The organism is Mediterraneibacter butyricigenes (assembly GCF_003574295.1).
In the GTDB taxonomy this organism is placed as follows: Bacteria; Bacillota; Clostridia; order Lachnospirales; family Lachnospiraceae; genus Mediterraneibacter_A; species Mediterraneibacter_A butyricigenes.
Map to the genome: position 1 here is coordinate 2,095,890 of NZ_BHGK01000001.1, position 14,232 is coordinate 2,110,121.

10 protein-coding genes are annotated in these 14,232 nt (G+C 44.6%); 8 read left to right on the forward strand and 2 right to left on the reverse strand.

What is annotated here, in order from left to right:
• The first annotated feature begins 50 nt into the window (after positions 1-50).
• Positions 51-1,781, forward strand: a complete 1,731-nt coding sequence (locus KGMB01110_RS10395; protein ID WP_119298195.1) for a tetratricopeptide repeat protein — start codon at positions 51-53, stop codon at positions 1,779-1,781.
• A 217-nt stretch (positions 1,782-1,998) separates the two neighbouring features.
• Here the strand turns inward: KGMB01110_RS10395 and KGMB01110_RS10400 are convergent, their stop codons facing one another.
• A complete protein-coding gene (locus KGMB01110_RS10400) occupies positions 1,999-3,087 on the reverse strand; it encodes an FAD:protein FMN transferase (protein WP_119298196.1) in 1,089 nt (362 codons plus the stop codon).
• 317 nt (positions 3,088-3,404) lie between these two features.
• Between KGMB01110_RS10400 and KGMB01110_RS10405 the strand changes: the two genes are divergently transcribed.
• The 7 genes from KGMB01110_RS10405 (at position 3,405) to KGMB01110_RS10435 (ending at position 12,207) form a co-directional block, all read left to right on the forward strand.
• The gene (locus tag KGMB01110_RS10405; RefSeq protein ID WP_119298197.1) at positions 3,405-6,599 is read left to right on the forward strand and encodes an InlB B-repeat-containing protein; all 3,195 of its coding nucleotides are present in this window, start codon (positions 3,405-3,407) and stop codon (positions 6,597-6,599) included.
• Positions 6,600-6,774: 175 nt separating this feature from the next.
• Positions 6,775-7,149 carry a RidA family protein gene (locus KGMB01110_RS10410; RefSeq protein WP_117603562.1) on the forward strand — a complete coding sequence of 125 codons (375 nt, stop codon included), beginning with the start codon at positions 6,775-6,777 and terminating at the stop codon, positions 7,147-7,149.
• A gap of 137 nt (positions 7,150-7,286) precedes the next feature.
• Positions 7,287-7,979, forward strand: coding sequence for a helix-turn-helix transcriptional regulator (locus KGMB01110_RS10415; protein WP_117603674.1), 693 nt, complete (start codon positions 7,287-7,289; stop codon positions 7,977-7,979).
• Between the two features lie 305 nt (positions 7,980-8,284).
• Positions 8,285-8,992 carry a response regulator transcription factor gene (locus KGMB01110_RS10420; RefSeq protein WP_119298198.1) on the forward strand — a complete coding sequence of 236 codons (708 nt, stop codon included), beginning with the start codon at positions 8,285-8,287 and terminating at the stop codon, positions 8,990-8,992.
• Positions 8,964-10,295, forward strand: a complete 1,332-nt coding sequence (locus KGMB01110_RS10425; protein WP_243112786.1) for a sensor histidine kinase — start codon at positions 8,964-8,966, stop codon at positions 10,293-10,295. Before KGMB01110_RS10420 ends, KGMB01110_RS10425 begins: the two co-directional genes overlap by 29 nt.
• 131 nt (positions 10,296-10,426) lie before the next feature.
• Entirely contained in the window at positions 10,427-11,281 is an 855-nt protein-coding gene (locus tag KGMB01110_RS10430) for a HipA domain-containing protein (RefSeq protein WP_119298199.1), read from the forward strand.
• Positions 11,282-11,292: 11 nt separating this feature from the next.
• A complete protein-coding gene (locus KGMB01110_RS10435; protein WP_119298200.1) occupies positions 11,293-12,207 on the forward strand; it encodes a recombinase family protein in 915 nt (304 codons plus the stop codon).
• 185 nt (positions 12,208-12,392) lie between these two features.
• On the opposite strand, the gene KGMB01110_RS10440 is transcribed toward KGMB01110_RS10435, so the two are convergent.
• A complete protein-coding gene (locus tag KGMB01110_RS10440) occupies positions 12,393-14,201 on the reverse strand; it encodes a Na/Pi cotransporter family protein (protein ID WP_119298201.1) in 1,809 nt (602 codons plus the stop codon).
• Positions 14,202-14,232: the final 31 nt, after the last annotated feature.

The window sequence follows — 14,232 nt, forward strand, 5'->3', positions numbered from 1 at the left end:
GGTAGAACTATAAAAGATAAAAGGGCAGGAAGAACAGGGGAGGAAATGTCATGAGTAAGACAGAAAAAAACGAAAAAATAAGAAATGAGAAAGCAGAAGAACTGAATCAGGAAGAAAAACAGACGGACTCGAAGAAACGTTTTTCGTGGATTCTGGGTGGTGGACTTTTCGTCCTTGTGCTGGCAGTGGGGATGATTGTGGGAATTCAGAAACAGCATGCCGGAAGAACCCAGGAAAAGTATGAAAATCAGATTTCCAAAGCAGAAAAATGTATGGAAGAGATGGATTATGAGAAAGCGAAGAAAGCTTATGAGGAAGCCATTCGTCTGGAGCCGAAGAAGAGCGAGCCCTATCTTGGTATGGCGAATCTGTATGTGGCACAGGATCAGCCGGATAAGGCAGAGGCTGTTCTGAAAAAAGCAGTGAAACAGGTTGAGAAGAAAGAACAGGAGGAAGTGAAAGCCCGTTATCAGTTCTATACCTATCCCAAAAAGGCTTTAAAGAAGGAAAACGGCAGCTGTGATGCCGGAGAATATGAATGTAGCTATGCCGGTGGTTTCAATGAGGCTGGTGGCGGAATTTGGGTAGAATCTGTGCATGAATTGCAGGGCATCCTGAACTGGTATATGGCGGATTATGATGGAGACGGTGCGGAAGAACTTCTGGTATTGACCTTGGATAATCAGAGGACACTTCCGTCGGATTACAATTCGGAGATCGTGCGAAATGGTGTGGATCTTCAGATGTATGAACTGGTGGATGGAAAGCCGGTACTGCAGGCAACCTACCAAGCATTGGAGCCGGTACTTGGATATGGAGACGAGGAAGAGGACGGCATCTTTTTACAGAAGAAGGACGGAACGGTTTACATCTGCGGAAGCTGTTCCAACGGAATCTATCTGTATGCGGACGGTACGGTTCTGAACTCTTTCATTTTAACCTATCAGGACGGAAAGTTCCGGGAAGAAGGCGGACAGTTGCAGTCGGTTGCCGGATCAGACTGGTCGGATGAAGTGGAAGTTTCCAACCAGATGGCAAGTCTGTTGGACAAGATGGGATTAGCAAAAGATGCTGCAAAAATCCGGGAGGATCATATGCCGATGTTCCGTTTCCTGGATCGGCCGGATCACACCTTGCTTCGGATCCACGGAGAAAATGAAGGCGGTGACAGTTGGAAATTCATCCAGAGTGGAAATGTTGCCGATTTGGGGAAGGTAAAACTGATCATAAAATACGGAGAACTTGTGGTGGCAGATGGAGATGCTGACAGTCGCAATCAGAATGCATCCGACGGTTCTCAGTCAGAGGCGGCTCAGCCGAATGCCTCCGGACAGGTAAATCAGAGCAGTGGCTCGGAATATCAGAATCTTTACGGTCCACTGTTGGATCAGGTCGATGCAACGTATGGAGAATATAACGATTATTATCTCTACGATATAGATGGAGATGGAGTGAAAGAATTGCTTCTGCAGGAAGGAACCTGCGAGGCAGATTATATGTACCAGGTCTACACCATTGCAAATGGTTCGGCTGTTTATCTGGGAGAACTTTCCGGTGGACATACGGTGTTTTTTGAAGATACAGAAGGGGGAAATGGTTCTTCCATCCTTTTGATGCAGGCACATATGGGATATGAGAGAATCAGCCGTGTGACACTGAGCAATGGAAGCCTTTCGGAAGAAGAAATTTCAGAACGGGAGCTTGGAGAGGAAGAAGAGTATTTTGACAATGGAGCTCCTCTTCCGGAAGCAGCCGTGACGGATCATTCATTGTTGAATTAAATATATCTGGCGATGCTGAGGATGAATCCGATGGCACCGATTACAAGGAAGATCAGTCCGATACCGGCTGATCTTTTTCTTTGCTCCATTTGAGTAGCCTGTTCCGAAGTCAAGGATTGGATCGGATAATTCCTGTGTCCGATCAGGTAAAGCAGCAGATAATAAGTACCTGCGCGTAAAAATTGTTTGACATGGCGGTTTTACAAGGAAGAGCGGATTATCTTTGCAACACTTTAACCTTGGTATCGGCATAATCTTCCGTGAGGGCAAACTGATCTTTCAGTCCCTCCGTAAGATAAACGGTTCCGGAATCGGTAACGAAAACGGCTTCGAAATCATCACTCTGACTCCAGAGCTGAGAAGCCTTATCCAGTCCCATTACAAACAGAGAAGTGGAAAGTCCGTCGCAGATACTGCCTTTGTCGCCGACGATGGTGACGGAAAGAAGTCCGCTGTCGGCAGGATGGCCGGTAGCAGGATCCATGATGTGCCAGTAGGTCTGTCCATCCTGTTCGAAATAGCGTTCATATCCACCGGACGTGACGACGGCCTGATCCCGGATGGAGAGTACCATCATCGAAGAATCCCCGGAAGGATCCTGGATCCCGACTTCCCAGGGCGAACCGTCTGGCTTGGATCCTACGGTCTGTACATTTCCACCCAGATTTAACAGAGCGGATTTGACTCCGTTCTTCCGGAGAGAATCAGCAGCCAGTTCCCCGGCGTATCCTTTCGCAATACTGCCAAGATCCAGAGTCATGCCCTCCGGGATCGTGACCGTTCCGGTGGAGGCATCATACTGGATCTTTGTATAATCGACCTGAGCCAGAAGAGTTTGAATGGTTGTCTCGTCCGGGACCTGATAATTTCCGGTGGTAAAGCCCCAGGCACGGACGATAGGGTAGATGGAAATATCCAGCGCACCATCGGTTCGGCTGCACATGGTCAGGGCTTCCTGCATCAGAGTGGCGGCATGTCCGGTCAGAGTTCCCGTGCCTTCCTGGTTGATTCGGTAGAGTTCACTGTTGGGATCAGTGACAGAAACCTGTTTCTCCAGATCGGTGATAACAGACTTGGCATCTTCTAACAGAGCCTGCTCTCCGTAAACCTGAAACTGCATGGTCGTGTCCATGGAGAAAAAAGTCCGGGAAGATGGCTCGGTAGAATCAGATCCGGAATCGGAGAATGCCGAACCAGAAGAGTCGTTTTCTGAGCTGGAGGATGCATCAGATCCCCTTGAACAAGCGGTGAAAAGCAGGGAAGACAACAGAACACAGGTCAGAGTAATTGATAAGATTTTCTTCATAAAATGAACTCCTTTTACAGTAAATAATAGATTTTTTCAATAATAATGATTCTGTTTGACGGTAGAATCGAAGGCTGATATTATAATTGCGCCAAAGTTAGTATAAGCTAACTTCTTCGAGCGATTCCTGTAAGAATCCGGAGTCAAAATAGCAGTTCCTGATCGTGCGGTTTACCAGATATTCTGCACAGGCAGGATTTAAATTTTGATACCGGAATCCTATAAAATATAGCATGGATGACAAAAGGCATCAATCAAATTTTACAGGAAAGCAGATCGAAGGACAGGAAAAATCAAAAAATTAAGAGGAGGGACACATGAAAAAGAAAATGTGGAAGAAAGTCGCATCATTGCTCTTATCCATGATGTTCGTACTTTCTACGGTAACGATGCCGGCGATGGCAGCAGATTTGAAAGCAGCACCGACGGAAGTGAAGTCGTGTTCAGCAAGTGGAATTTATTCTACAGTATTTAATCTGGAATTTGCAGATGAAACATGGATGGACGCGATTCAGGCGGTCAGTGTAAATGGAAAAGCTTATACCAAGCAGACGATCAACAGCTTTTCTGATGGAGAATTATGGAATGTTGGCTCAACATATAATGCCTATGGAACGATAAAGGTTCTGCAGTTTATTGAACCATCTGGTGCAACTTATCCGTTGACAGTTCAGGTCACAGCAACCGGATATCAGGATCTTACGGTGAAGATTGAAAAAGGAAGTTCATATGGCAGCTACACTGCGACAGTGGAACAAAGCGGCAGCGGAGAGAACGCAAAGACTTATACCGCGACGGCAGCGACGGGACTGAAAAACGGTTCCATTGAACTGAGCAAGACCACTGATCTGAAAGAAGGAGAAGTGGTCACGGTAACGGCGACACCGGACAACGGTTATGAAGTAAATGCCATTACGGCAACTACAGACAGCAAAGCCGATGTGGAAGTGAAAAATACAGACGGAACTTATACCTTTGCAATGCCGGCAGGAAATGTAACGGTATCTGCAACCTTTCAGGCAAAACAGCCGGTAGAGCCGGGAAAGATCAGCGCGGATCAGTTCAGCATCAAAAAAGACAGTTTTGGAAATGACTGGAATGTGACAGTGACGGGAGAGGATGGTTATGTCGCTGCGATCACAGACGTAAAAGTCAACGGCACTTCCTGGACAGAGCAGTCTTATGATCCGTCCAGTGGTGGAGCTTACCGAAAAAAGGCGGATGACAATCTGCTGGTATTTGCGGCAACAGATTTCAGCCCGAATCCGACGACTCCGATTCTGAAAAGCGGAGATGTGATCACGATCACGGCAAATGACTATGAAGAGATTACCTTAAAACTGGTTGTAGATGTAAATGGAAACGCAACCTTGCAGGAAGATGACGGGCAGGGCGATCCGTATGAACTTCATGTAAAAATTGACGGCTCCTTTGAGGCTGCAATCGTAGGCCAGAAGGATTACGATGGAGTCTCCAGTGCCAGCACAGGCGGTGCTACCAGCAACAATAACAGTGCTGTAAAGGTATACGGTGCGCTGACGGATAAGGGAACAGCCCCGGTGGACAGTGATTGGGAAGAACTGGACAATCTGTCCAAGATCAGCCTGGATGGAAGCAAATGCAGTGTCAGCATTGTACCGGATACAGCAAAAGGAACACCGGCAGATGCAGACAGTGGTATGGAAGGCGTTTACATGACCATCAGCAGTGCACTGACCTTAAACGGAACACCGAAGGATGAAGGCCAGTATCAGATTTCTGTGTCCATTACGGATAAACAAGGAAGAACGGCGGTCAGCAACAGCTTACCATTCCGAATTTATACCGGAAAAGAAAAACTGGCAGATCAGTTAAAAGAAGAAAACTTCAGACAATTTACAAGCGGCCTGTACGCGTGGGATATCATGGAACCATGGGCGATTGCGGACTTTGGAAGTAATGTGGACGGAGAAGAAGAAAGCGTGCGCGTTCCGAAAGATCTGGAAGTCTGGTATGGATCCCATACAAGCGGAACCTATGGATATCTTGGCTATGATATCGAGTGGGAAAAAGTAGAGAGCGGTGACATTCCGCAGACTCTTTATATCCCGGCTGGCTGCAATCTGACCATTGAAAATATGGAAATCTTAAGCAGTGTCCATATCATCGTGGAAAATGGTGGAAAGCTGACACTTTCCGATTCGACGGTTCAGGGAATCATTGATGTGGAAAAGGGCGGAACATTTTCTATGAACTACAATGCGTTCGAAGGAAACTTTACATCAGGAGCCTCCATTTGCGGACAGCTTCGTCTTGCAGACGGTGCAATTCTGGAAAATGCAGCGATTTATTCCAATGCCAACTATCTGGCAAATGGAGATCTGACCGATCGAAATATTAAAACTCCGGTTGTAGTTGCAAATGGAAATGTAACAGTCAAAGGTCAGGTATTTATCCGTGGAGAAGGGGACGGCCCGGGAATCGGCCAGACTGGACTTCAAGTGAAAAATGGGACTCTGACGCTTGCGGATGGTGCGATCCTTGCAGTATACGGAGGGGAAGGCGCCATCAATAAAAATGATGGCGGAACTGCCATTGATCTGGTCAACGGAAATATTGAAGGAAACGGAAAGCTGATTGCAGTGGCAGGTAAGACCCTGTTTGGAGACGGCGGAACGGGTGTGACAGGAAACGGAACCATCAATACTTCAGAAGCATATATTCAGGGATCCACGACTTATAAGGGAGAAACCGGAAAAGCAACGGACGAGGATGTGAAGATCGTCAGTGCAAAGAAACATGTGGAAGATGGAACGAAGAAAGAAGCAGGAGCCAACGATCCACTGGATGATCTGTACTGGAGAAAAGGTCAAACCATTCCACCGATTGGGAAGTTTGTAATTGATACACAGGAACCGACGGTTGTAGAATTTAGTGTGACTCTGGGTAAGGATTCTGCCAAATATGATGGAACCAATAAGATCCCGAGTGTTGTGGTGAAGGATGGAACATATGTCCTGAAAGAAGGCAGAGACTATGAAATCACGTACACCTTTGAGGCAAAGGACAATGTAAATGCTCAGAATGAGGATGTAAATGCGGCAGCAACTACAGAAGGTGCAACCGGACAGAACTTCAAGGACGCAGAGTTCATCGAAGCAGGAACTTACACCCTGACAGTAACCGGAATCGGAAATTATGAAGGATCCACCGGAACTGCGGTCTTTACAATCGAAGCCAAGGCAACAAATGGCGGAGACAACGGCAATAACGGAAATAAAGGAGATGCCGGTAAGGACGATAGCAATAAGGGTGACGCCGGAAAAGACAACGGAAGCATCGGAAAAGATAATGGAAATTCCGGAAATACAGGAAAAGATGCAGACAAAAACGGAAGCAAGAAAGTTATTTCCAAAAAGACAAATACTCCGAAGACCGGAGATTACAGCAACTTATTTCTGTGGGGAGCACTTCTCGTAGTTTCCTGCGGTGCATGCGTTGGATCAGTTGTGATCAGAAGAAACAGAAAATAGAAGAATAAAGAAGAGGTTGTATATGTCAGAGGATCGGACGGAAGAAATACCGTAGAAAGGATACTGGGAAGAAAAATTAAAAAACTGAATAAAAACACATTGACTAAACAAAAGTGCAGTGATATGATGAAGTCAGAAAAAGTTAAAAGATCCAAAAAGAACGGAGGAAATTGTGATGAAAACACTTGAAACAAAAAATGCACCGGCAGCAATCGGACCATATTCTCAGGCAAAAATGGTAGGAAATTTTGTATTTGCATCCGGACAGATCCCGGTAGACCCGGCAACAGGAGAAGTAGCCGGAGATAAGATTGAGACACAGGCTGAACAGTCCTGTAAAAATGTGGGAGCAATCCTGGAAGAAGCAGGACTTAGCTTTGACAATGTTGTAAAGACCACATGTTTCCTGGCTGATATGGCAGACTTCGCTGCATTTAACGCAGTTTATGAAAAATACTTTACCAGCAAACCGGCTCGTTCCTGTGTCGCTGTAAAACAGCTTCCGAAAGACGTTCTGTGTGAAGTAGAAGCAATTGCTGTTGCAGAGTAATTGTCAGTGTGAAGTTATTTCACAACAGGAAGAGACTGATTGAGAAACATTAAAAAGGGTTATACAAGACGGAGGATGTGCAGGCAATCCTCCGTTTTGCGATAATGCACAAAGTATGTGTTGATGGGAGAAGCAATATGAGAGATCATCATGTGGTATTAACCGAGACAGACAAAGCGATTCTGAATTCTTACAGTGCTATGCTGGAGGGCCTGTCCATGTATTTGGGGGAAGGCTATGAAATGGTATTGCACAGTCTGGAGGATTACAGTAACTCTGCGGTTAAAGTGATTCACGGACTTCACACCGGGCGAAAAGAAGGGGCTCCGATCACGGATCTGGCATTGGATTTACTGGAAGAAATCCAGAAAAAGGAAGCAGATGGGAAGGAAACCCGGAAGGGAATCACATATTTTACCCAGAATAAAAAAGGAGAGCCGTTGAAATCTGTGACGATCCCGATTCGAGGAGAACAGAATCGAATCATAGGACTTCTCTGTATTAACTTTTCCATGAATCTTCCGTTTTCTGAGTATCTGAAAAATTTTGTGGGACAGGGAATCGGAACAAAACCGCAGGAAGCTTATGAGAATCGCAAAGAAAACTTCTCGGCGAACAGTGTGGAATTGCTGGAAGATATGGCGGAAGAAATCCGTCAGGAAGTGATGGAAGATAAGGGAATATCAACAGCCAATCGGAATAAAGAGATCATTTCCAGACTTTACAAAAAAGGAGTCTACAACATGAAAGATGCCGTGTCGAGAACGGCGGAAATCCTCGGAATCAGCAAGAATACGGTGTATCTGCATCTAAGAAATCTGGAAGAATAAAGGCAACAGTATACAGAATGTTATAATACGACGTTTTTATAAAAGTTGCTTACAGTGGGAGGAGAGAATAAAATAGCGATAAGAATCAGGGCAGAGCATGGTTTTGTTTTTGGAAAAGCGTGGGGACCAATGTTCTGCCCTTTTTTAGTTGCAAAGCATATGATAAAAAGGTTCAGTGGGGCCTTTGGGAGTCTGGTGTGAATAAAAGTCTGAGTTTGCTAAGAAAAATTTAAGATTTACATCGAGATTTTTTTAAATGACCACAGATATACTGAGACTACAATATGAAATGAAGGGAAAGAAAAATGAGTGAGGAAACGATTTTGGTCGTGGATGATAATCGGGAAATTGTATATTCGATCAGTGAATTGCTGAAATATGAAGGCTATCAGACCGTAGCGGCTTATGACGGGATGCAGGCACTGGAAGTGCTGGAAAAAGAAAAGATCGATCTGATTTTGCTGGATGTGATGATGCCAAGACTGAATGGTCTGTCTGCGTTGATGAAGCTGCGGGAGAAAAGTCAGATTCCGGTGATTATTCTTTCGGCGAAAACGGAAGAAAGCGATAAAGTGTCGGGACTTGTGCTGGGAGCCGACGATTATGTGGAAAAACCTTATAATCCGGCGGAGCTGATAGCCAGAGTGAAGGCGCATCTCAGGCGGTATCATGCCTGGGGAGGAAGTCAGCCGAAGGAAGATCCGGATCAGATCGTAAATGGTGGTCTGGTGCTAGATAAAAAGCAGAGACTTGTGATTGTGGAAGGAGAGGAAGTTCGTCTGACGGCTACGGAATACAAGATTCTGGAACTGTTTATGACCCATCTGGGACAGGTGTTTTCGGCAGAACAGATTTATGAAAATGTCTGGCGGGAAGATGCAGGTTATGCGGCGGAAAATACGGTGATGGTACATATCCGTCATATTCGGGGAAAAGTGGAGATTGATACAAGAAAACCAAGATATGTAAAGGTGGTGTGGGGCATTGGCTACAAAATGGAAAAATACGACTGAAAAAATAAAAACAGGATTTCATAAAGAACGAACCCAAAAGATACTGGGAAGTATCTTCGGAATATTTGGAATTCTGGTACTGGGGGTTCTTATCAAATATCAGGTCTATTATATTACGACAACGAGTATGATGATTGGCGTTGTTGGAAATATAAGTTTATGTGCAGGTCTTTGTTTCTTGTCAGAGCCGTATTTGCGGTGGAAATATGAGAAAATTGCAGAGGAAGATTACGAAACCTGGCAGCAAAAGCGAAAAGGATCTTACCGGAATCTTTATATTGCAGGCATAATCGGTGCGGTTTTGTCGATGTTCTATATGTGGGGAATTATGAACTTTTACAATTTATACTGGGGGCATAATTATTCCGCCGGATATGTGATGATGCTTACCGTTTTGATTCAGTTTATCATTGCACAGATTCTGCTGAAAAAATTCTGGGCGAGACGGCTGGATCAGATGATGGCGCGAATGGAGGAAATGAATCAGAAACGGATTGCAGAGGCATTGGAAATTGAGAAAAAAAGTCTGGAAAAGGTGTCGCGTAGCGATCAACTGCGCGTGGATCTGATTACCAATGTGTCCCATGACCTGAAAACACCGTTGACGTCTATGGTGGGATATCTGGAATTGATCAAAAAGGAAGAATTGAGTGAGATGGTTCGCGATTATGTAGAGGTGATTTCTGCCAGGGCAGAGAAACTCGGAGAAATGATCAACAGCCTGTTCAATCTTGCGAAGGCCAGCAGTGGAAATGTAGAATTTCATAAAGAAAATTTTGAGATGAACCGACTGCTGGAACAGATTTTTGCGGATATGCAGGATCGGATCAAAGAAAGCGGGCTTACGTTTGTCAAACAGTATATAAAGGAGAGTACAGCTCTTTTTTCGGATAATACGTATTACTATCGAATCTGTCAGAACCTGATTGAGAATACGTTGAAATATGCGGCAAAGGGAACCAGGGTATTTGTAAAGACAAGTATTGTGGGTGCGCAAGGGGAAACGGCAGAAAATCCGCAGGCAGCAACCGAGATTACATCCGAAACAGAGAAAGACAGAACAGGAGAAATGACAAAACGAAAAATCTGTGTGGAGATTACGAATACGTCTGCTTATCCCATGAATTTTGAAGCGGATGAGATTGTAGAGCGTTTTGCAAGGGGAGATAAGAATCGGTCTTCCGAAGGAAATGGTCTGGGGCTGGCGATTGTCAGTACCTATGCGAAGGCTCTTGGAGGCGAATTTGATATAAAAATTGACTGTGACCAGTTTAAAGCCTGTTTGATTTGCGGAGACTTGTAGAAGGAAATTCCTCTGTAAGTTATTGTAGCGATGAGTAAGATAAAGTGAAAAAGTATCAAAATAAAATAGATCCTATTGACACTTAAATTTCGAGATGATATGATGAGGAAAAGTTCAGTGGGGTGTGGAACATGGATTATTCCAGATTCAAATCAAGTGGACGCTATTATACAGGCGCAGAACGAAAAAAAGGAATTCTTATCCAGGGAAAACCATATATTGTAAAATATGCGAAAAACTCTCCGCAGGGTTTGACTGGCAGCTATTTGTCAGAGTATATTGGATCACATTTGTTTCAAATGGCGGGGATAGAGGCCCAGGAGACGTTTCTTGGGACATGTGATGGTCTTCCCGTGGTGGTGATGAAGGATTTTATCGGCGAAAATGAGAGCTTTGTTCCATTTAATGATGTGGGAGACAGCACATTGGAACGAAGCCGTGAGCGATATCGTTATACGTATGAAGACATCATGCATATGTTGGGAGAAAATATGAAATTAACAGATGTAAAGGAGACGATCCAACATTTCTGGAAAATGTATCTGATGGATGCCTGGATTGGAAATTTTGACAGACATGGTGCAAATTGGGGATTTTTAAAGAAAGACAATCAATATCGAATGGCTCCGGTCTATGATAATGGTTCGTCTTTGTTTCCGAGATTAAATACTGATGAAAAACTGATGGAAATATTGAATTCCAGGGAAGAGATGGAGCGCAGAGTGTTTCAGTTTCCAACGTCTCAGATTTTGTTGAACGGGAAGAAGAGTTCGTATTATGAATTGATTAACAGTTTACAATATGAGGAGTGCAATGAGGCATTGCTTATGTTAAAACCAGAGATCCAACTGAAAAATATGGAGAAATTTATTGGGGAAATAGAAGAAATTTCACCTGCCAGAAAGAAATTTTATCAGGAGATTTTATGGTTTCGATATCAGGAGATGATAGAAAAACCATATCGTAGACTGACAGGGAAACAGTAAAGGGAAAAGAAATGAGTACAGTAGTCAGGAAGGACTGGGTTCCGAGAAATGAATATACAACGCCGATTCAGGATATACCGATGTGGCGTAACTCCGGGATTATCAAAGCGGTTACGGATGAAAGGGAAAAGATTCAGGTCGGAAAAATTACGTATGAAGAGTTTGATGACGGGCAGTTTCAGTACATTATTGTGCCATTCTGGCCGATTATTGATATGTTGCCATCAAAAGTATTTCAGGGAATCCCTGGAATTGATATGACTCTGAGATTAGAAAAATATTATCGGGTTAATTACGTGCCGACATTTATCACAGAGAGAACCCCGGGAGAATCCAGAGAAGATCTGTGGGAACTGATGGAAAGCGTGGGATTGGATTATTATGACCGTCTGGAATGGCTGATCCGAACCGACTTGAGAGCAGCCATTGATAATCTGATTGTGGAACGTGCGAGAGAGGAAAAGCGGATTGTGAAGGCTCAAACTTCAGAAGAGTTCACCCATTTTCTGGAAGATGGACAGTATGGGGATGAAATTGAGGTTCCCAGGATTGAGATTTTGGGAAATGGATCAAAGGCCTGTGTAAAAACCTTGAACCGTCTGATGCATTATGGAATCCGCCTCCATTTACAGCAAGAGCAGATTGATCTGGATGTGGAAAGTTATAAAAACTGGATTCCGATATTCAGACAGATGTATGAAATGGATGAGGCGATTCGCAAAAAACAACAGAAAGCCGGAATTGAGGAAGCAAAAGAACAGGGAAAATATAAAGGACGTAAGAGAAAAGGAACGGATACTCAACTTTTAGAGGACGCAATCCGGGCGTTTCAGGAAAAAGAGATGTCCCTGGAAGAGGCGTTGCACCTGACGAATCTGTCAAAATCCACATTTTACAGAAGAATCCGGGAGCAAAATGAAAGATAAAGGATGTTCCCTTATGCATTCCTTTTGCGGAAGAATCGGGATAGATACTAAGCAAAAAACAAGATAAAAAATCGCCCCGGTCAGGACTTGATATCGTTATATCAGATCCTGCCGGGGCGGTTTCTGCATACAGAAAAATGGTCTTTATTCTTCCGAAACAAGGATGGGAACTTTGGGAATATCGTTTATTCCACTTCTTCCGGTTCCATGCTGCGCATATGTTCTTCCATTTGTTCCAGTTCGTATTTCTGGTTATATTCCTGAAGAAACGCTTTGTATTCCGGGCTGTCAGACGGGTAGACTCTGGAGTTGTGGATATGGATGTCCACATCCTCTTCCGTACTCTTCATCAGAGCCACCATTGCGCTGGCGCAGTGGGCTGCGATACGGTTGAAACTGTTCAGCAGGTCGGTGAAGATCGTTCCTTCTTCCAGACCACAGTCCCCGTTGCTCATTCGCTCGACGTGGCGCAGTTTTAATTCATCGCAAAGTGTCGTGATAACCATACCAAGCGGAGAAACTCTCTGTGCCAGTTCTTTATCACTGTTTAAGAAGGCCATACAGGTCAGGTTGATTTCCTCACGGACAGCTTCCATGACTACATTTAATTCATCCCAGGCATCCTCGGAGAAAGAGGTTTTATCGTCATTCATTTCATTGGACATATGAGCGATATATGAGGCGTGGTCACCGATTCGCTCAAAGTCATTGATCATATGAAGATAAAGGGATACCTGGCGGGTCTGAGCTGTATTCATCTCATGCTTGGTCAGCTTGATCAGGTAATCGCCCAGTCTGGTTTCATACTTATCAATCAGATCTTCCTTGCGCTGAACCTTATCATATTTGCTTTGCTGATAATCGTTCAGAAGATTTAAGGCACGGTTTACATTTTTACGTAACTTTCTTGCCATACCGCTCATGGCGCGGTGACACTGACCGATGGCCAGAGCCGGATATGTAAGAAGACGTTCTTCCAGAAGATCGAAGTCGGCTTCGTCTTCCAGTTCTTCCGCACTGTCTTTGACCAGCCAGCAGACCAGTTTCTCAATCTTGGAAATAAACGGAAACAGGATGCAGACGGTTACCAGACGGAACACGGTGTTCAAAAGTGCGATAGAAACCGGTGTCATGATATTTTCCATAAAGGTAAAGTGTACAAATGCGTTGATACTGTAAAATGCAATGGACCAGATCAACATTCCGAAGGTATCATTTAACAGATAGACCAGAGCCGTTCTTTTACCGTTTTTGTTGGCACCGATGGCGGAGATCAGAACCGGACAGGCAGCACCGACACCGATACCGAGGATGATCGGGAATGCGCTGGAAAACGTCAGGATCCCGGTCACAGATAAAGCCTGTAACACACCGACGGTCGCGGAAGCACTCTGTAAGACTGCGGTAAATGCGATACCGACCAGAATACCGGCCAGTGGGTTCGAGAACATGGTCAGCATTTCGATGAACATCTTACTTTCACGTAAGGGGGCAACAGCACTACTCATGGTCTGCATCCCGGTCATCAGGATGGCAAATCCCAACATAATATTACCGACTTGTTTGTGAGAAGTACGTTTGCAAACCATGCGCATTACAGTACCGATGACTGCAACGACAGCAGAGATGGTAGCCGTGGATAAGACTTTTGCAATTCCGCTGGATCCGTCGATGTAAGAAAGACATAAGATCCATCCGGTGATACTGGTTCCGATGTTGGCGCCCATGATGATACCGATCGCCTGGCGAAGCTTCATCATACCGGAGTTTACGAAACCAATGACCATAACGGTCGTTGCGGAAGATGACTGGATGACACTGGTAACTCCGGTGCCGAGTGCAACTCCCTTCAGTGGGGTATTGGTCATTTTGTAGAGGAAAGCTTCCAGTTTGTTACCGGCCACCTGTTTCAGACCGTCTCCCATCAGAGACATACCGAACAGGAATAAAGCCACACCACTCAGCAAAGCCAATACCATAGAAAATATTTCCATAAGATTCTCCTTTGTTATCAGTTCTTTACAT

Bases quoted from the DNA above. Each gene is read 5' to 3' on its own strand.
- KGMB01110_RS10395 (WP_119298195.1), top strand. From the start codon at position 51: ATGAGTAAGACAGAAAAAAACGAAAAAATAAGAAATGAGAAAGCAGAA.
- KGMB01110_RS10400 (WP_119298196.1), bottom strand. From the start codon at position 3,087: ATGAAGAAAATCTTATCAATTACTCTGACCTGTGTTCTGTTGTCTTCC.
- KGMB01110_RS10405 (WP_119298197.1), top strand. From the start codon at position 3,405: ATGAAAAAGAAAATGTGGAAGAAAGTCGCATCATTGCTCTTATCCATG.
- KGMB01110_RS10410 (WP_117603562.1), top strand. From the start codon at position 6,775: ATGAAAACACTTGAAACAAAAAATGCACCGGCAGCAATCGGACCATAT.
- KGMB01110_RS10415 (WP_117603674.1), top strand. From the start codon at position 7,287: ATGAGAGATCATCATGTGGTATTAACCGAGACAGACAAAGCGATTCTG.
- KGMB01110_RS10420 (WP_119298198.1), top strand. From the start codon at position 8,285: ATGAGTGAGGAAACGATTTTGGTCGTGGATGATAATCGGGAAATTGTA.
- KGMB01110_RS10430 (WP_119298199.1), top strand. From the start codon at position 10,427: ATGGATTATTCCAGATTCAAATCAAGTGGACGCTATTATACAGGCGCA.
- KGMB01110_RS10435 (WP_119298200.1), top strand. From the start codon at position 11,293: ATGAGTACAGTAGTCAGGAAGGACTGGGTTCCGAGAAATGAATATACA.
- KGMB01110_RS10440 (WP_119298201.1), bottom strand. From the start codon at position 14,201: ATGGAAATATTTTCTATGGTATTGGCTTTGCTGAGTGGTGTGGCTTTA.